Raw genomic sequence first — 17,953 nt, 5'->3', positions numbered from 1 at the left:
GTGTCGGTGATCAGCGTTCGTCGATGGCGTAGATCAGGTGTTTGCCGTTGCGGGTCACCGTGGTGATGTACTGCTGGTAGACGTCGGTCGCGCCGTCGGGGCGGTAGACGGTGAGGTCGACCACGTAGGCCTCGGGGCCCATGGCGAAGATGCGCAGGCAGTGCATCGTGCCGACGGGGGTCGGGTCGATTCCCGCGGTCTGGATGACCTCGGCGGGCGAGACGTTCGGCGCGTCGGGGGCCACGAAGGACCGGGCCTTGGCGCCGTCGCGATCGATGTAGAAGGCGTGCTGGAAGCCCAGGATGGCGTCCACGCCCGCGGTCGTGCCGCCGGTGCCGTTGCCGATCGTGAGGCGGCCCTCGCGCTTGGCGGCGCAGCTCGGCGCGGCGGGCACGGTCACCGGCGCACCGGGCAGCGCGGGGGTGGTACTCGTCGCGGTCGTGGTCGCGGCCGCCGTCGTGGTCGGCGCGACCAGTGGATCGTTGTCGTCACCGCCACCGCGTGTCACGGCGACCACGATGAGCCCGGCGACGATCAGCACCGCGAGCACGCCGCCCACGATGGTCGAGATCCGGGCCCAGGGCAGCGACCCGTCCTCGTCGGACTTCGGCGCGGCGGCGGCCTTGGGGGTCAGTCGCTTGGCGATCGGATCGTCGGACCACGCCAGCGACTCCTGTTGCGGCGCGGGCTTCTTCGGGGTCAGCAGCTTGCCGATGGGGTCGTCGGCCCAGGCCAGGGACTCCTGCTGCGGTGCGCGCGATTCCGGCTTGCCGGACGGCATTCCGGCCTCGGCGTTGCGCAGCCACGCCGATTCCCGGCCCGCGTTCGCGGTCTTGATGCCGCCGCCGGTCGCCCACCCGGACGCCTTGGGCGCGGGCGGATCGGCCAGCGGGTGGCGCACGGTCTCCTCGGGACTGCCGCCGAAACCGTTGTCGTGCTGCGTGTCCGCGTACCACTGCGCATCCGGAGCGGTGCTCGAATCGGGCGCGCGATACTCCGGCGGGACGGCCGGGGTGGTCGGCGAGCCGTCGGCGGGCCGCCAGGCCAGCTCCGGGGCGGCGGGGGCGGGCGCGGGCGACCAGCCCTGCGCGCCCGCCTCGGAGCCGGCGCCGAACGCGCCGAACGCGGGCGGCTCGTATTCACCGGTGGGCGGGCCGAATTCGGTGTCGGCCGCACCGAATTCCGATGCCGGGGCGCCGAAGACGGTGGCCGCCTCGGACCCGGCCACGGGTGCGCCGAACACCGCGCCCGCGTCACCGGCCGCGGTGTCGAAGCGGACGGTGGGATCGGACGGCGCGACGTCGAACGCGGTCGTCGGATCGGCCCCGGTGGCGGGAGCGCCGAACTCCGACACCGGCGCCCCGAAGATCGTCTCGGCGCTCGGCCCGGTGACCGGCGGCCCGAATCCGGCGACCGGCGCGCCGAAGTCCGCGACGGCGGGCCCGAACTCGGGGTCAGCGGTCGAACCGGATTCCGGCTGCGCGCCACCCGATTCGGAGTGCTCCGCGCCCTCGGGCGCGGGTAGGGGCTGGGAGGGGTCCGCCGACTCGTCCTTGCCGGAAACCATCGCCCGTCCTTTCGCCACACACGCGTGGGGCGGTCGCTTCCGACCGCCCCACGCGACGACTCACAACTTCCACCGGCCCGTCATCGGACCGGACCCCACCCTCAGTACTGGACCGAGCCACCCACCTGGGTGGTCACGCCACCGAGGTCGGTCGTCTGCCCGGGAATATCGCCCACCGGGAGCCTACCAATCTGGCTCGCGGCTTCCAGGACCGTGGCGCCACCGGGCATCAGCCGGATGAAGTTCTCGGTCTCGGCCTTGGCGGCGTTGGCCGCCGCGGTGTCCAGGATGAACTCGAGCTTGCGGTCGTCGCCGCCGTCCGCGGTGGCGAACGCGGTGACCTTGATCTGGTTGCCCACGGTGAAGTCGAGGGCGACACCGGCCTCGCCGAGCCCACCGGGGGTGGTGTAGCCGATGGTGCCGACGTAGCCGTCGAGGTTGCTGAAGTGGTGCGTGTTGGCGGCCCAGCCCGGCAGGGTGGCCCCGCCGTCGACGGTCGCGCCGATCTCGGTGCGCGGACCGGTCATCTCGACGACCGGCGCGGCGGGCGCGGTCTCCACGACCGGGGCCTGCCACTGCGGCTTCGGGGTGACCGCGTCGTCACCGGTGAGGGTGTTGATCGCGGTATCGGGATCGGCGCCCTCGGTGCCGTCGATGACGAGTTCGGTCTCCGGCTCGGTGGTCCGGCCCGGCACCGTGGACTGGCCCGGATTCGTCAAGCCCGGTTGCGTCGACTGCTCGGGCTTGACCTCGACCTGGACCGGCACGGACTGACCGGGCACCGGCAGCGGCGCGACGCGCGGCGAGCTCACGCCCGGCTGCGCGACCTTGGGCTGGTTCGCCTTGGGATCGACCGACGCGGGCTCGGTGTCCTCGGTCTTGGTCTCGGGCTTCTCGGTCTCCGGCTTGGTGACGCCGGGCTGGCTCTGCTGCGGCTTGGTGTTGTTGTTCGGCACGCTCTCGGGCTTGGTACCGGGCACGACATCGGCCTTCTCCGGGACCGGCGCGACCTCGGGAGCAGGGTTCTCGTCGGTCGCGCCCGGCTGTACCGGCACCGACGGGGCAGCGCCCGGATCGGCGGGAGCGGCGTTCGCGGGGGCGCTCAACAGGCTCACCACGGCGGCCGCGGCAGCCAGCGGCAGCGAGGTGCTCGCCTTGATTCGATTCGGCTTGCGGTGCTTCACTTTTGGCTCGTTCCTTCGTCCCTCGTCCGCACGATCGGACGTGAACGACCGCGAGCTGCGCCCCGGCACTACGCCGGAAAGGGTTGACCCCCCGACAATCTCGCGACCGCCCGACCGATCGCTTCCCGTCGCGAAGTGAATCACACGGACCGAAATGGAGCAAGGCGACAGGGGTTATCGCCCGGAAAAGATCATTCGTTAATCGAGATCATCGTGCCGCATGAGCTGGCGTGCGGCCTCGGTCACAGAACCTGTCAACGAGGGGTACACCGAAAAGGTCTGGGCCAGATCGTTGACCGTCAGGTTGTTCTGCACCGCCAGGGCGATGGGCAGGATCAGCTCCGAGGCGATCGGCGCGACCACCACGCCGCCGATGACCACACCGGTGGCCGGGCGGCAGAAGATCTTCACGAAACCCCGTCGCAGGCCCGACATCTTGGCCCGCGGATTGGTGTTGAGCGGCAGCATGACCGTGCGCGCGGGCGTCTCCCCGTTGTCGATGGCGGTCTGGCTGACGCCGACGGTGGCGATCTCCGGTCGCGTGAAGACCGCCGAGGCAACGGTTTTCAGGCGAATGGGCTGCACGCCCTCGCCCAGCGCGTGGTACATCGCGATGCGGCCCTGCATGGCCGCGACCGAGGCCAGCGGCAGCAGGCCGGTGCAGTCGCCGGCGGCGTACACGCCGGTCGCCGTGGTGCGCGACACCCGATCGACCCGCAGGTAGCCGCCCTTGTCGAGCTCGATGCCCAGGCGTTCGAGACCGAGCTTGCCGGTGTTCGGCACCGAACCGACGGTCATCAGCGCGTGGCTGCCGGTGACCGTGCGCCCGTCGGACAGCTTCACCACGATGCCGTCCGCGGTGCGCTCGACCGCGTCGGCGCGCGCGTGCTTGACCAGCTCCACACCGCGTTCGGCCAGGGCCTCCTCCAGCACCAGGGCCGCGTCGGCGTCCTCGCTGGGCAGCACGCGGTCGCGGCTGGAGACCGCCTTCACCTTCACGCCCATCTCGGTGTACGCCGAGGCGAATTCGGCGCCGGTCACACCCGAGCCGACGACGACCAGGGTTTCGGGCAGCTCCTTGAGGTCGTAGAGCTGACGCCAGTTCAGGATGCGCTCGCCGTCCGGTTCGGCGCCGGGCAGCACGCGCGGGCTGGCGCCGGTGGCGATGAGCACCACCTCGGCCTCGATCACCTGCTGCTGCCCGTCCGCGCAAGTGGCCTTGACGAGGTGGGTGGCCAGATTCGGGGCCTGATCGATCAATTCGCCGTACCCGGCGATGATCTTGACCCCCGCCTGCTGCAGCTTGACCTTGATGTCCGAGGACTGGGCCTGCGCGAGCGCCTTCACGCGCGAGTTGACCTCGGCCAGGCGCACCTGGGCCTGCGAGTGGTGCACGGTGATGCCCAGGTCGCGAGCGCGGCGCAGATCGGTGCGCACACCGGTGGAGGCGATGAAGGTCTTGGACGGCACGCAGTCCCACAGCACGCACGCGCCGCCGATCCCGTCACTGTCGATCAGCGTTACCGGGGCTCCGTGCTGAGCCGCCACCAGTGCCGCCTCGTAACCGGCGGGGCCACCGCCGATGATCGCAATGCGGGTCATTGTCCCTCGCTTCATGCCTGGGCTCCGGGATCTCCGGCGCCGCCCCCACCACGTTATCCGCAGTGGTACGGACACCTCCGACCGCATCTGAAGACAGCTTCGTCACAATTTCGGGTGGTCCGGACGGCGATAGCGGCTGTTCCGGAGCAAACCGGCCAACTCACTCGAACCGCCCAGGATCGGGATCGGGAGTGGTTGCCGGTGATTGTTCGATAGTCTTCTATCGTGCCGATTTACGCCGCCTACGGATCCAACATGGATCCCGAGCAGATGCTCAAGCGCTGTCCGCACTCCCCCGTGTACGGAACCGGCTGGCTGGAGGGTTGGCGCCTGACCTTCGCCGGGGACGACATCGGCTGGGAGGGACCGCTCGCCACGGTGGTCGAGGAGCCCGGCTCCCGGGTCTTCGTCGTCCTGTACGACGTGCCCGGCGAGGACGAGGCCAGCCTGGACCGCTGGGAGGGCTCGGACTTCGGCATTCACAAGAAGATCCGGCTCCGCGTCACCCCCAACCAGGGCAACGCCACCGAACCCGTGCTGGCCTGGCTGTACGTCCTCGATGCCTACGAGGGCGGCCTACCCTCGGCCCGCTACCTCGGCGTCATCGCCGAAGGGGCCGAAAAGGCGGGCGCCCCAAGCGAATACGTTCACGCCCTGCGCACCCGCAACAGCAAGAACGTCGGCCCCGGCACCTTCGGCCTGAGCTGAGCCCCGCCCCTTAACTCCGAAATCCGGGCCGCGCCCACCGCACCGCCCGATCGAAACACCCACGTCCATAACCGAAGCCGGGTCCCGCCGAAAGGCGCGGCCCGGCTTCTTGCATCCGGCGGTGCGTCCCACGATCACCGCACCACGGTCCGGCGCCCCGGGCACGGTCACCGGGCCGGTCAACGCCCCTCATCCGAGCCCCGGGCGCGTCCGGTGCGCACGCCGGGCGTGGGTAGAGCCCCAACCATCAACCGCCGCCCCGCATTTCCCATACGAACTGCGCCGGGGCGCCCCAGCCAAGTGGGGCCCCGCGGTCTGTTGCGGGGAAAGATTAAGTCAGTACGAGTTAATCACCAAGTTGGTGATCAACCCCACCCCCACCGCGAGCGCGCGCTCGTCGATGTCGAAGGTCGGCTGGTGCAGGTCGAGCTGCTCGCCCTGCCCGGACCACACACCCAGGCGGGCCATGGCCCCCGGCACCTCCTCGAGGTACCAGGAGAAGTCCTCGCCGCCGCCGGACTGCTGGGTGTCGGCGAGGGCGTCGGGGCCGACCTCCCGGATCGCGTCCTCGAACATGCGCACGGCCAGTTCGTCGTTGACGACCGGCGGGACGCCGCGCTTGTAGTTGAGCTGGTAGCGCACCCCGGTCGGGGCGAGCAGGCCCTCGACGATCTCGCGGACCAGCGGCTCGAGCAGCGACCAGGTCGCGTGATCGCCGGTGCGAACCGTGCCGGTGAGCATGCCGGTCTGCGGAATCGCGTTGGGCGCCTTGCCCGCCGACACCGCGCCCCACACCATCACGGTGCTCGTGCGCGGATCGATGCGGCGGCTCAGCAGACCGGGCAGGCCGGTGATGACGGTGCCGATGGCGTAGACCAGATCGCTGGTCAGGTGCGGGCGCGAGGTGTGCCCGCCGGGCGAGTCCAGCACCAGCTCGACCGTGTCGGCGGCCGAGGTGATGGCCCCGACCCGGATGCCGACCCTGCCGACCTCGAGCCGGGGGTCGCAGTGCAGCGCGAACATGCGCGACACATCCTCCATGGCGCCGGCGGCGACCATGTCGATCGCGCCGCCGGGCATGACCTCCTCGGCGGGCTGGAACACCAGCCGCACGCCGACCGGCAGGTTCGGGACCTCGGCCAGCGCCAGGGCGGTGCCGAGCAGGATGGTGGTGTGCGCGTCGTGGCCGCAGGCGTGCGAGACGCCGGGCACGTTCGAGGCGAAGGGCAGACCGGTGTACTCCTGCATGGGCAGGGCGTCCATGTCCGCGCGCAGTCCGATGCGCGGGGTGTCCGGTCCGATATCGACGATCAGGCCCGTGCCGCTGGGTAGTTTGCGTGGTTCCAGACCGGCCTTGACCAGCCAGGACTCGAGGAACTCGGTGGTGCCGAACTCGGCCCGCGAGAGTTCCGGATTGGCGTGGATGTGCCGCCGCCAGGAAATCAGATCATCGGCGTGCTCGGACAGCCACGCGTCCACCGCATCTCGACCACTCATCTCGCCCATTTCGACGTCCATCACACCCATGTCGACCCCCACCGAGCTGCCCGCCGCGACGTCAGCGGCTCCCTGCGCCACGCAGGCAGCCGCTAGTGATCCCGTGGTGGCCCGTGTGGACTGGCCGGTTGTGCTCACCGAATGTCCTCCTGTCGCTGAAACTGCCGTTGACTGACGCGTTCCGACAACCTGTCCCTGTGAAATTCGTCGCCTGCGATCTGTATCGCGGTGCGGGCCAAAGCCGTTGCCCCGTCGATGACAGCCAGATCGGCGGAGGCGTTCACGGCCGCGGCGGCGAACGCGGGCTGATGCGTCACCGCACCCCCGGCGTCGATGCCGATAACGGGGTGAATACCGGCGATGACGTTGGTGACATTGCCCATATCCGTGCTGCCCAGCGGTCGTGCTGCCTCGAGTTCCGGGGCTATGGGCTCGCGTCCGAGTTCGCGAATCTGCTCGCGATAGGCACACAGTAGTGCGCTGTCGGGCGTGAGCTCGGTATATGTCGGCGCGAGCTTGCGGATTTCGTGTGTGCATCCGGTCGCCAGCGCTCCCGCCTCGAAACAGGCCGACGCGCGTTGCATCAGATCGTCCAGGGCCGCGGAGTCGACTGCCCGTAGGTAATACAGCAGTTCCGCATGGCCGGGCACGATGTTCGGGGCGATACCACCCGTGGCGACTATACCGTGGAGTTGCTGTCCGGGCAGGAGATGTTGGCGTAGCAAACCGAGCGCAACTTGAGCGACGGTGACCGCGTCCCCGGCGTTTCGCCCGTGCTGCGGCGCGGCGCTCGCGTGGGCTTCGCGGCCGCTGTAGGACACCGACAGATCCGCCAGGGCGAGCGACCGCGCACCCACGATGTCCTCCGGACCGGGGTGGATCATCATCGCCATGGCCAGGTCGTCGAAAACGCCACGGTCGAGCATCAGGACCTTGCCGCCGCCGGATTCCTCGGCGGGCGTGCCGAGCAGCTTCACGGTGATGCCGCAGGCGTCGGCGACCTCGGCCAGACCGAGCGCCGCGCCGACCGCCGCGGCCGCAATAATGTTGTGCCCGCAGGCATGTCCGATTTCCGGCAGGGCGTCGTACTCCGCGCAAATACCGACCACCAGGTCTCCGTGGCCGAATTCGGCGGTGAAGGCGGTGGGCAGATCGGCGACGCCGGTCTCGACGCGGAATCCGCGCTCGCGCAACGGCTCGATGGTCTTGGCGACGCTGCGGAACTCCTCGAACGCCAGCTCGGGTTCGGCGTGGATGGAATGCGACAGGTCGAGCAGCCGCTCGCGGGCCGCGGCGATGGCGGCGTCCACGGCGGCGAAGCGATCCGCGTACGCGGCGGCGGGGGTGGGCACAGCGGTCAGCGCCGGCACGAACGCATCGTGCCGACCGCTCGGGGCCGACGACCGACGGTCGTCACCGCTGCGCGCTGGTGGCATGACACACAGTCAACCACTGTCCAGCAACCCCGCAACTTCGACGCACAGCTACCTACCGTTAACTGGCAAACGCAAGAGGTCGTCCGCACCCGAGCGTGGCACGCCGGATGCGGACGACCGGTAACTCAACTCGGGCTGAAGCCCAGGTTCTCCGGGGTGGTCTCCACGGCCAGGCCGGCGAGCGCGCGCTGATGCAGGGCCAGCTTGATGACCTGCAGGTTCGGCTTGCGGTTGCCCTTGAGGGCGTCGGCCTGCGCGATGGCGGTGGGCAGCAGGGCCTCCACATCGGCCTTGGCGTCCACGATGCGGGCGGCGATGGCGTCGTCGGCGCCGTAACGGCGGCCGGTGGTCATGGCCTCGACCGCGACCTGGTTGATCAGGCGCTCGGTGACGAGGGCGTTCATGGCGACGGTGAAGGGCATGCCCAGGTGCACCTCGGGCAGGCACCAGAAGCCGCGATCCGCGCGCATGATCCGGAAATCACAGGAGGTGGCGAGCATCGCGCCGGCGCCGAACGCGTGGCCGTTGACCGCGGCGACGGTCGGGGTCGGGAACGCCAGCAGGCGGCTGTACAGCGAGTGCACGCGGTCCAGGTACCAGCAATTCCGATCGAAATTGCCGAACAGCCAATCGGTGTCGAGACCGTTGCTGAAGAACTTGCCGTTGGCGGTGACGACCAGCGCGGCGGGACCCTCGGACGCCTCGACCTCGTCGAGCAGGGCGTGGACCTCGGTGATCCAGTCCGGATGGAAGCGATTCTCGCTGTCGATGTTTTGTCCCTCGGCGCCGAGGTACAACACGAACACGTCCCCATCACGCTTCAAAAAAGGCATATGCGCAGCGTAGCGCTGGCGCTCCGATTTGCTACCGATGGGTAGCAAACTCGGCCCGAGGTCTGTGGATCACCATCCGGACCAGTGCGGTGATCGTTTCCAAGGGTGACAATTGATCTCGAAAGGTCGGGGTAACTCGTCGGGTACGCCCAAAATGGGAGTATCAGCTAACCGGAGGCACGCGAATGGGACGATCTACGGCACCTGGCCCGGCGCTGAAGTCTCGGGGAGGCGGGGGAGCTAGTGTGGGCGACATGCTTGCCGAGCGGGCCGCTCAGGCCATTGCGGAACGAACCGGAGTACCCACGCACCCGGTCGCGGTAATTCTCGGATCGGGCTGGCAGGAAGCCGCCCTGGAGATCGGCGATCCGAGCGCCACCCTCCCCATGTCCGAACTGCCGGGTTTCGAATCGCCCACGGCACTGGGACATCAGGGCACCATCCACTCGGTCGCGGTCAACGACGCGCCGGTGCTGTTGCTCATGGGACGCCAGCATCTCTACGAGGGCCACGAGCCCGCGCAGGTGGTGCACAACGTCCGCACCGCGATCGCGGCGGGCGCGAAGACCATCGTGCTCACCAATGCCGCGGGCGGTATCCGGGACGGACTCTCGGTCGGCGAGCCGGTGCTCATCTCGGACCACCTCAACCTGACCGGGCGCACCCCGCTCACCGGCGCCGACTTCGTGGACCTGGTCGATGCCTGGGATCCCGAATTGCGCGCGCTGGCAAGGGAAGTCGACCCGACGCTCACCGAGGGCGTGTACGCGGGGCTGACCGGTCCGCAGTACGAGACCCCGGCCGAGATCCGCATGCTGCGCACCATCGGGGCCGACCTGGTCGGCATGTCGACCGTGCTGGAGGCCATCGCCTGCCGTGCCGCGGGCGTGCGCGTGCTCGGCATCTCGCTGGTCACCAATCTGGCCGCCGGGGTCACCGGCGCGCACCTCTCGCACGCCGAGGTGCTGGCCGAAGGACAGGCCGCCGCACCGCGATTGGGCAAGCTGCTGCGCGGCGTGCTCGAACGCCTCTAGGGCGGCCCGGGGTGCTGCGCTTCGGAACCGCCGGGCTGCGCGGTCCACTTCAGGACGGCCCGGACGGCATGAACGTGGGCACGGTCGCGCGCGCGAGCGCGGGCATCGCCGACTGGCTGCGCGAGCGCTGCCTGGGTGGCGGGCTGGTGATCGTCGGCCGCGACGCCCGGCACGGGTCCGCCGACTTCGCCACCGTCACCGCCGAGGTCTTCGCGGCGGCGGGCTTCTCGGTGCTGCCCCTGCCGCGCCCGCTGCCCACCCCCGTGGTGGCGTTCGCGGTCCGCGAGCTCGGCGCGGTGGCCGGGATCCAGATCACCGCCTCGCACAACCCCGCCACCGACAACGGCTACAAGGTCTACCTCGACGGCGGCTCCCAGCTGATCCCGCCCGCCGACGCCGAGATCGAGGCCCGCATCGAGGCGGTCGGCGACCCGATCCTCCGCGCCGATCCCCTGCCGACCGCCCCACCGCCGGAACGACTTTCGCTCCCCGCCGGCGCCGCGGTGGCCGATATGGGCGAGGAGATCGTGCGCCGCTACCTCGCCCGCGTCGCGGGTCTCCCGGCCCGCCTGGGCGGGTCCGGCACGAGCCATTCCGCCGCGCGATCCTCGACCCCGAAGGCTCCGCTCGCCGACGATGGCGTTCGCTCACCCGGAACGCCGCGAACCGAACTCGACGATGCACGCGGTGCGGGTCACCCCGCCGCGCACGACTCGGATTCGCCGAAACACCGAGCTCTTCCGGTTACCGACGTCGGCGGCACCGCGCCGGCCGACTCCGGACTCCTCGTGCCGCGCAGCGGGATTCGTATCGCCTTGACCGCCATGCACGGGGTCGGCGGCGAGTTGGCCGTCGCGGCCTTGCGGGCGGCGGGGTTCGACGACGTGCACGTCGTGGCCGAGCAGTTCGAGCCGGACCCGGACTTCCCGACGGTGTCGTTCCCCAACCCGGAGGAGCCGGGCGCGTCGGATCTGTTGCTGGAGCTGGCCGAGCGGGTCGGGGCCGACGTGGCCATCGCACTGGACCCGGACGCCGATCGGTGCGCGGCCGGGGTGCCGGGGGCGCACGGGTGGCGGATGCTGCGCGGCGACGAAACCGGCGTGCTGCTCGGCGATTTCGTGTTGCGGTCGGCGGCCCCGGACTCGCTCGTGGCGACCACGATCGTGTCCTCGCGACTGCTGGGCGCGCTGGCTCCGGCACGCGGCGCGCGCTACGCCGAGACGCTCACCGGGTTCAAGTGGCTCGCGCGAGCGGGCGACGGACTCGTGTACGCGTACGAGGAAGCCATCGGGCACTGCGTCGATCCGGCCGCTGTACGCGACAAGGACGGCATATCGGCCGCGGTCGCGGTGGCGGAGCTGGTGGCGCGATCCAAGGCCGCAGAACGGACGCTGGACGATCTTCTCGACGATCTCGCCGTCGAGTTCGGGGTGCACGCGGGCACCCAGGTCTCGCTGCGGCTGGCCGATGCCGCCGAAGCGGCCGCGGTGGTCGAGCGGCTGCGCGCCGATCCGCCCGCCGAGATCGCCGGGGAGAAGGTGATCTGCACCGACATGTCCCAGCTCAGGGGGCGAATGCGGACGGACGCCCTGGTCTTCGAAGGGCCCGCACTGCGCCTGGTCGTGCGGCCCTCGGGGACCGAGCCGAAGCTCAAGTGTTACCTCGAAGCCGTCGTCCCGGTCGCCTCTCCTGGAGCATTAGCCTCCGCGAAGGCCACTGCGGCCCACATACTCTCGGGTAGTAGGAGTTTCTGCGAGAAGCTGTGAGGTGTCCCGTGGGCGAACTGCACTGCACCCATTGTGGGAGTGAGAACCTGGAGCCGGGTTTCCTCGATGACGCGGGTGATTCCGCGCCCGGCTACACCCGCTGGATACCCGGCCCGCTCGAGATAGGCATGTTCGGCGGCGCGAAAAGGATAGGCAAGCCCAGGATCTCGGTGCTCGCGCACCGCTGCCGGGGCTGCTCGCATCTGGAGCTCTTCGCGCCGAAGTAGCCGCCAACCGCGGTCAGCGGGGGCCGAACTGCCGGTCCCCCGCGTCGCCGAGCCCGGGCACGATGAACGCGTTCGAGTTCAGGCCGCGGTCGACCGCAGCCGTCACCAGGCGCAGCGGATGGCCCGACTTCTCCAGCGCCGCAATGCCTTCCGGGGCGGCGACGACGCAGATGACGGTCAGGTCCGTGGCCTTGCGAGCGGCGAGCAGATCCAGGGTGTAGACCATGGAGCCGCCGGTGGCGAGCATGGGATCGAGCACGATGACGGGCGTCTGCGACAGGTCCTCGGGCAGCGATTCCATGTACGGGGTCGGCCGGTGCGTCTCCTCGTCGCGGGCGAGGCCGACGAACCCGATGCGCGCGTCCGGGATGAGGTTCTCGGCCGTCTCCACCATGCCCAGCCCGGCCCGCAGCACCGGGACGAGCAGCGGCGGCGCGGACAGCATCGTGCCCTCGGCGGCGGCCACGGGGGTGGCGATCGGGAAGCGGGTGACGGGCGCATCGCGCATCGCCTCGTAGACGAGCAGGCCGGTGAGATCGCGTAGCGCCGCGCGGAAGGTGGGATTGCTGGTCTGGACGTCGCGCATGGTCGTCAGCAGAGCGGCGGCGAGCGGGTGGTCCACGATGTCGGTGCGCATAGGAAAACGATAGGTCAGCACCCACATTCGAGGTCGGGGCCGTGCGAATTTCGCGCACGACCGGAACCGATGCGCCCCGCCGCCCGTCCATACACACGACGGACCGATTCCAGCGACGGCACGACAGGGGTTGCCATGACACGGTTTTCGATCGATCCCCACGGCCTCACCGCCTACTCGCGCACGGCCATCGGCATGGCCGCGCACCTGAGCACCGCCGCGACCCGGGCCGCCGCGGCCGACCCCCTCCTACTCGCCCCGGCCCTGGGTATCGCGGGCGCCGACTTCCTGGCCGCCTACCGCGCCGCCCACACCACCCACCTGTCCACCCTCACGTCCCTCACCACGGCCCTGACCAGCATGGGCGCCGCGAGCGGCACGGCAACGACGGCCTACGCCGCCACCGATTCGACCTACGCCGCGGCCTTGGCCGCCACCGCACCGGAGGACGTGCCGTGAACACGGCCCTCGCGCGGCAGTCGGGCGGCACACCGCGGATCCGCACGGGCGCATCGACAGCGCACGCGGCCGCGGACGGATCAGGTCGCGCCGTCCGACCATTCACAGAACGTCGCGGCCGTGCGCGCTGGGCTGGACGTGGTCCGAACTGCTCGGCCGATCGCGTGGCCCGCTCAGCCGATCGGAAACGCGGGGCGGGCAGAGGGGTGCCCGTGAGCGCGGAGTCGGATGTGGCCGGTCCGGCCGGGCCGATCGCGGGGTCGGTTTGGAGACCCGGGGCGAAGCGAGCGGAGGTGGGTCCGTGAGCCTGGAGTTGGATGTGGCCGGGCTGGCGCGGCCGATCACGGGGTTGATGGAGAGCCTCGGCAGCGGGGACGTCGCGGCGGCGGTGGCCGGGCTGCGGGCGGGTTCGGGGGTGGTGGACGAGGTGATCGGGGCGGGCCGGAACGGGATCGACGGAATGTACGCCGCGTGGCGGGGCGAGGGCGGTGACGCGGCCATGGGCACCGCGCTGCGGGTGCAGACGTGTGCGGCGACGGTCGCGGATCGGGGGGTCGAGATGGCGGCGGTGCTCGAGCGGGTCGGGTGCGCGCTGGCCGCGGGGCAGCGGGAACTGGCGGAGATCCTGCGATCGTTCCTCGACTCGGCGGACAGCGTCGACCGGGCCGGGGTGACACCCGCCGGGATCGCGATCGTGGTGGGGTCGGCGCTGGACCACTCGGGCCGGGCGCTGCAGGTGGCCGAGCGGGTGCGGACCGAACTGGCCGACGAGACCGCCGCGATGCGCGAATTGATCCCGCCGCCACCCGTTCCCGCGCCCGCGGCCGGGACGCCGGAGCCGGGCGCGGCGGCACCCGGATCGGGTGGGCCCGCCGCCTCGGAGGCCGGCACCGTCGCGGCCGCGGCCGGCGACTCGGGCGGGCAACCCGGTCCCGCCGCGCTCGCCGCCGGCGGGCAGGCGCTCGAGTCCACCGCGGGTCTCGCGAGCGGGCTCTCGACCGTCCCCGCGTCGGTGGGCGACGCGCCCGCGTCCGCCCCGCCTTCAACCGGCGAAACGCACGCCGCCGGGACCGGGGTGCTGCTCACCCTGCCCGACGGCAGTACCGTGGAGGCCCCGAACCAGCGGGCCGCGGACGCGGTGCGCAACGCCCTGAGCGAGCTCGGCACGCCCTACGTCTGGGGCGGCACGACACCCGGCGCCGGACTCGATTGCAGCGGGCTCACGCAGTGGGCGTACGCCGAAGCGGGTGTGCCGCTGCCCCGCCTGGCACAGGAGCAGGGACAGGGACACGCGCAGATCGGTCCAGGGGACTTGATGCCCGGTGATCTCGCGGTGTGGGACGGGCACGTGGCCATGGTGATCGGCAACGGTCAGCTCGTCGAGGCAGGCGACCCGGTACAGATCGGCCCGATTCGAACGGAGAACAGCGGAATGAGTTTCCTCGGCTTCTATCGGCCCACCGCATGAGCGCGCCCCGTATTCCCGCCGTCACCGTCGCGGCGAGCGGCAATCGCGCGGGCACGGTGACCGTCCACGCCACCGACCAGGGCCTGCCCGTGGAGATCCACTTCGAACGCGATGAATACCGTTACGGCGCACAGGCTCTGGCCGACGAGATCCTGCGCCTGACCAAGCGTTCGGCCATCGTCGCCGGCTCCCGGCGCCGCGAGGCCCTGGCCGAAGCCGGCATCCCCGCCGACATCCTGGACCGGCTCGGCCTGCCCACCCGGCAGGCCGCGGTCGACGAACTGGACCGCCTGGACGACGCCGACACCGGCCCGGCCGGCTGGACGAGGCGATCATGAGCGACCCGATGGACGCGCTGGTCAACGACGTAGCCACCCGATTGGATGCCCTCGAAACCGCCCTCGACGGCCTGAGCCGGGTACGCGGGCGCTTCGGCTCCCCCGACGGCTCGGTCACCGCCGAGGTCGACGGCGAGGGCGCGCTCACCGGCCTGTGGCTGGCCGAATCGGTGACCACGCGCCCACCCGCGGACGTGGCCCGGCTGATCCTGTGGGCGTGCGGGGAGGCGGCCGCCGCGGCGAGCGCGCGCCGCGCCACCGTCCTGGCCCGATTGAACGCCGCGATCGTGCCGGGAAATGTTGGGGGCGGCCCGGATAGTGCCTGAGGCAGCCACTAGATAGGCTTCCGGTCATGGCTTCTGGAGACATCGTCCCGATCGCGCTCGGCCTCACCAAAGGCGATCTCGTCACCCTGTGGGCACCGCGCTGGCGAGACGGTGACGATGAGTGGCAGGCGTTCCTCGGATTCGAGGAAGACCTCTACGGTTTCGACTCCGTGGCGGAGCTCGCCGCGTTCATCCGTTCCAGCTCCGACAACGATCTGGTCGACCATCCGGCGTGGAAGATCATCGCCGGACTGTCGGCCGCCGAACTCGAGCCGGAGGAGCAGTTCGTCTTCGACCTCGTCGGCGTGCCCGAACTGGCGGCGGACGACCCGGACCCGGAGATCATCTCCGAGCTCGAGGAGACCCTCGACATGGTCCGCAACATCGGCGAGGTCTGCGACCTCGACGTGGTGACCAAGTTCTTCGGCTCCCACCCGGTGCTCGGCGCGCTGCCCAGCGGCGTCAGCGTCTTCGCCGGCAAGGAGGGCCAGGAGCTCTGGGACCAGATCGGCGCGGCCATCAACAAGGATTGGGACGCGGTCCTGGACGCCATCGACTCGGTGGTCGAGATCCCGGACGTGGACGCCGACGCGGTGGCGGTCGCGGAGGCGGAACTGCTTGCGGCGGAAGAGAACGTTGTCGACGCCGAGGACGCGGCCGACGGTGACGAGGACAACGAGTTCGAGACCGTCGACCTCACCAAGCGCGACGAGGACGACGACGAGGGCGAGCCCTCCTTCTGGCACGGGGTCGGCATCGACCCGGTCAAGATCATCACTTCGGACGGCACCTGGTTCACCCTGCGCTGCTACGTCGACGACGAGCCGCTGTTCCTGGGCACCGAGGGTTCGATCACGGTCTTCGGCTCCGAGCGCGCGCTGGCCCGCTACCTCGCCGACGACCACGAGCACGATCTGGCCCGGGTGAGCACCTACGGCGAGATCCAGTCCGCCGCGGTGGACGGCGCGCTCGAGGTCGAGGTGGACGAGGAGAACGTCTACGTGCTGCCCGGCATCGCCGAGGATCTGGCCGCGGGCCCGAAGTCGGTCGACACCGACCAGCTCGACCTGGCCGTCGAATTGTTCACCGACGCCGCCGATTACGCCGACGACGACGCGGTGGAACGCGCCCTGGCCGGTTCCAACCCGCTGGGCTGGTACGTCTCCTACCTGCTCAACCCGGACCCGAGCCGGATGGCCCCGAACCCGCCCTTCGCGGCCGAGGCCGAGGCGTGGCGCGTCCTCGAGGTCGCCTTCGAGGGCCGCCTCACCAAGGGCTGAGCGAGACGAGAACCGAACGCCCGCGGCCTCTTCCACGTGAAGGGGCCGCGGGCGTTTCGCCGCAACGGGACCGCCGCACCCGGCTCAGCCGATGAGCACCGCGTAGCCCGGCTTGATCACCTCGTCGATGAGCTTCAGGCGATCCGGGAACGGGATGAAGGCCGACTTCATCGCGTTGATGGTGAAGCGTTCCAGATCGCTCCAGCCGTAGCCGAAGGTCTGCACCAGCTTCTCCATCTCCTGGCTCATGGTCGTGTCGCTCATCAACCGGTTGTCGGTGTTGACCGTGACCCGGAAACGCAGGCGCGCCAGCAGATCGAAGGGGTGCTTGTCGAGGGAGGGCACCGCGCCGGTCTGCACGTTCGAGGACGGACAGAGCTCGAGCGGAATTCGCATGTCCCGCACGTAGTTCGCGACCCGGCCCAGCCGCGGGCCGTCCGCCGAATCGGTGATGTCGTCGGTGATGCGCACGCCGTGCCCGAGCCGATCGCAGCCGCAGAACGCCAGCGCCTCGTGAATGGACGGCAGGCCGAACGCCTCCCCGGCGTGAATGGTGAAATGCGCGCTGTTGGAACGCAGGTACTCGAAGGCGTCCAGGTGCCGGGTGGGCGGGTACCCGGCCTCGGCGCCCGCGATGTCGAAACCGCCGACGCCGCGATCGCGGAATCGCACGGTGAGTTCGGCGATCTCGCGGCCGCGCGCGGCGTGGCGCATGGCGGTGAGCAGACAGGTCACCCGGATCGGCGTGCCCGCCGCGGCGGCGATCGCCTCGCCCTCGCGGAAGCCCTCGAGGGTGTGCTCGACGACCTCGTCCAGGGTGAGCCCGGCCTCGAGATGCTGTTCGGGAGCGAACCGCACCTCGGCGTAGACGACGCCGTCGGCGGCGAGGTCCTCGGCGCATTCGCGGGCGACCCGGCGCAGGCCCTCGGGCGTCTGCATCACGGCGACGGTGTGCGCGAAGGTTTCCAGATACCGTTCGAGCGAGCCGCTGTCGGCCGCGTCGCGGAACCAGGTCCCCAGGGATTCGGCGTCACCAGCCGGTAGCTGGTCGTATCCGCAGTCGCGGGCGAGCTCCAGTACCGTCGCGGGCCGCAACCCGCCGTCCAGGTGATCGTGCAGGACCGCCTTGGGCGCCTGGCGGATCGCAGCGAGTGTGAGGGGCGTCGGTCCAGTCATGTAGAAACGGTAGCCGCATTTGCGTTCTGCGGCATGGCAGTTGGCATGCGTGCACCGGCGATTAGGCGTGTCGTTGCCCATACGTTGCTGATCGAGTGAAGATCTTCACCTGTCAGCCACATGCGATGCCGTTGCCGTCCCGGTCGAGTCGGCGGTTGTAGCCGGGTTGCCCGACCAGCAACGGAGCCTTGCCCGCCTGCCGAACCTCGTGGCAATTGGCGTAATACGGATAGGGCTGCGACCGCGAGGTGCTCGGCGGTGAATTGTCTATGCGCGGTTCGGCGGACGCGGATCCGGCGAGTCCGGCGGCCGGCAGCGTGGCGAGGCCGAGGGCCACCGCACCGAGCACCGCCGCCGCCCGGGCGCGCGATCGAACATCGGAAGTACGGTTCACCGCATCCAGGCTAGGCCCGCG

The 17,953-nt window shown here is 70.5% G+C and carries 18 protein-coding genes; 9 read left to right on the top strand and 9 right to left on the bottom strand.

All coding sequences use genetic code 11. The annotated features are described in order from the left end of the window. Nucleotides 1-10: 10 nt before the first annotated feature. From ACWIGI_RS12465 to ACWIGI_RS12455, 3 genes are all read right to left on the bottom strand, one after another. Complete coding sequence (locus ACWIGI_RS12465; protein WP_454202466.1) at nucleotides 11-1,567, bottom strand: hypothetical protein; 1,557 nt, start codon at nucleotides 1,565-1,567, stop codon at nucleotides 11-13. Nucleotides 1,568-1,668: 101 nt separating this feature from the next. Then, nucleotides 1,669-2,751, bottom strand: coding sequence for a hypothetical protein (locus ACWIGI_RS12460; protein ID WP_454202465.1), 1,083 nt, complete (start codon nucleotides 2,749-2,751; stop codon nucleotides 1,669-1,671). Between the two features lie 198 nt (nucleotides 2,752-2,949). Beyond that, nucleotides 2,950-4,353 carry an NAD(P)H-quinone dehydrogenase gene (locus tag ACWIGI_RS12455; protein WP_454202464.1) on the bottom strand — a complete coding sequence of 468 codons (1,404 nt, stop codon included), beginning with the start codon at nucleotides 4,351-4,353 and terminating at the stop codon, nucleotides 2,950-2,952. Nucleotides 4,354-4,578: 225 nt separating this feature from the next. Between ACWIGI_RS12455 and ACWIGI_RS12450 the strand changes: the two genes are divergently transcribed. Further along, a complete protein-coding gene (locus tag ACWIGI_RS12450) occupies nucleotides 4,579-5,061 on the top strand; it encodes a gamma-glutamylcyclotransferase (RefSeq protein ID WP_354990412.1) in 483 nt (160 codons plus the stop codon). 336 nt (nucleotides 5,062-5,397) lie between these two features. Here the strand turns inward: ACWIGI_RS12450 and ACWIGI_RS12445 are convergent, their stop codons facing one another. The 3 genes from ACWIGI_RS12445 to ACWIGI_RS12435 all read right to left on the bottom strand — a co-directional run bounded on the left by ACWIGI_RS12445 (nucleotide 5,398) and on the right by ACWIGI_RS12435 (nucleotide 8,827). Then, a complete protein-coding gene (locus ACWIGI_RS12445; RefSeq protein WP_454202571.1) occupies nucleotides 5,398-6,558 on the bottom strand; it encodes a M20 family metallopeptidase in 1,161 nt (386 codons plus the stop codon). 134 nt (nucleotides 6,559-6,692) lie between these two features. Then, on the bottom strand, nucleotides 6,693-7,928 hold the full coding sequence (locus ACWIGI_RS12440) for an amidohydrolase (RefSeq protein ID WP_454202463.1): 1,236 nt from the start codon (nucleotides 7,926-7,928) through the stop codon (nucleotides 6,693-6,695). 191 nt (nucleotides 7,929-8,119) lie between these two features. After that, on the bottom strand, nucleotides 8,120-8,827 hold the full coding sequence (locus ACWIGI_RS12435; RefSeq protein ID WP_354991120.1) for an enoyl-CoA hydratase/isomerase family protein: 708 nt from the start codon (nucleotides 8,825-8,827) through the stop codon (nucleotides 8,120-8,122). A gap of 185 nt (nucleotides 8,828-9,012) precedes the next feature. Between ACWIGI_RS12435 and ACWIGI_RS12430 the strand changes: the two genes are divergently transcribed. The 3 genes from ACWIGI_RS12430 to ACWIGI_RS12420 are packed head-to-tail and all read left to right on the top strand — an operon-like array spanning nucleotide 9,013 to nucleotide 11,854. Next, nucleotides 9,013-9,861, top strand: coding sequence for a purine-nucleoside phosphorylase (locus tag ACWIGI_RS12430; RefSeq protein WP_454202462.1), 849 nt, complete (start codon nucleotides 9,013-9,015; stop codon nucleotides 9,859-9,861). Between the two features lie 11 nt (nucleotides 9,862-9,872). Then, nucleotides 9,873-11,627 (top strand): phospho-sugar mutase, encoded by a 1,755-nt coding sequence (locus tag ACWIGI_RS12425; protein WP_454202461.1) that lies wholly within the window; start codon nucleotides 9,873-9,875, stop codon nucleotides 11,625-11,627. Between the two features lie 8 nt (nucleotides 11,628-11,635). Then, a complete protein-coding gene (locus ACWIGI_RS12420; protein ID WP_454202460.1) occupies nucleotides 11,636-11,854 on the top strand; it encodes a hypothetical protein in 219 nt (72 codons plus the stop codon). 13 nt (nucleotides 11,855-11,867) lie between these two features. Here the strand turns inward: ACWIGI_RS12420 and upp are convergent, their stop codons facing one another. Next, complete coding sequence (upp, locus tag ACWIGI_RS12415) at nucleotides 11,868-12,491, bottom strand: uracil phosphoribosyltransferase (RefSeq protein ID WP_454202459.1); 624 nt, start codon at nucleotides 12,489-12,491, stop codon at nucleotides 11,868-11,870. A 135-nt stretch (nucleotides 12,492-12,626) separates the two neighbouring features. Between upp and ACWIGI_RS12410 the strand changes: the two genes are divergently transcribed. The 5 genes from ACWIGI_RS12410 (at nucleotide 12,627) to ACWIGI_RS12390 (ending at nucleotide 16,362) form a co-directional block, all read left to right on the top strand. Then, nucleotides 12,627-12,950, top strand: coding sequence for a type VII secretion target (locus ACWIGI_RS12410; RefSeq protein WP_454202458.1), 324 nt, complete (start codon nucleotides 12,627-12,629; stop codon nucleotides 12,948-12,950). Between the two features lie 301 nt (nucleotides 12,951-13,251). Next, a complete protein-coding gene (locus ACWIGI_RS12405; RefSeq protein ID WP_454202457.1) occupies nucleotides 13,252-14,418 on the top strand; it encodes a C40 family peptidase in 1,167 nt (388 codons plus the stop codon). Continuing rightward, nucleotides 14,415-14,756 carry a hypothetical protein gene (locus ACWIGI_RS12400; RefSeq protein WP_454202456.1) on the top strand — a complete coding sequence of 114 codons (342 nt, stop codon included), beginning with the start codon at nucleotides 14,415-14,417 and terminating at the stop codon, nucleotides 14,754-14,756. The genes ACWIGI_RS12405 and ACWIGI_RS12400 overlap by 4 nt, the downstream gene beginning before the upstream one ends. Next, complete coding sequence (locus ACWIGI_RS12395; RefSeq protein ID WP_454202455.1) at nucleotides 14,753-15,082, top strand: YbaB/EbfC family nucleoid-associated protein; 330 nt, start codon at nucleotides 14,753-14,755, stop codon at nucleotides 15,080-15,082. The genes ACWIGI_RS12400 and ACWIGI_RS12395 overlap by 4 nt, the downstream gene beginning before the upstream one ends. Before the next feature lie 26 nt (nucleotides 15,083-15,108). Then, the gene (locus ACWIGI_RS12390) at nucleotides 15,109-16,362 is read left to right on the top strand and encodes a primosomal protein (RefSeq protein WP_454202454.1); all 1,254 of its coding nucleotides are present in this window, start codon (nucleotides 15,109-15,111) and stop codon (nucleotides 16,360-16,362) included. A gap of 84 nt (nucleotides 16,363-16,446) precedes the next feature. Here the strand turns inward: ACWIGI_RS12390 and ACWIGI_RS12385 are convergent, their stop codons facing one another. Both ACWIGI_RS12385 and ACWIGI_RS12380 read right to left on the bottom strand, forming a co-directional pair. After that, a complete protein-coding gene (locus tag ACWIGI_RS12385) occupies nucleotides 16,447-17,538 on the bottom strand; it encodes an adenosine deaminase (RefSeq protein ID WP_454202453.1) in 1,092 nt (363 codons plus the stop codon). 112 nt (nucleotides 17,539-17,650) lie between these two features. Continuing rightward, the gene (locus ACWIGI_RS12380; RefSeq protein WP_454202452.1) at nucleotides 17,651-17,932 is read right to left on the bottom strand and encodes an excalibur calcium-binding domain-containing protein; all 282 of its coding nucleotides are present in this window, start codon (nucleotides 17,930-17,932) and stop codon (nucleotides 17,651-17,653) included. Nucleotides 17,933-17,953: the final 21 nt, after the last annotated feature.

It is taken from the genome of Nocardia sp. NPDC055321, assembly GCF_053645575.1.
This window is presented reverse-complemented; position numbering and strand designations above follow the sequence as displayed.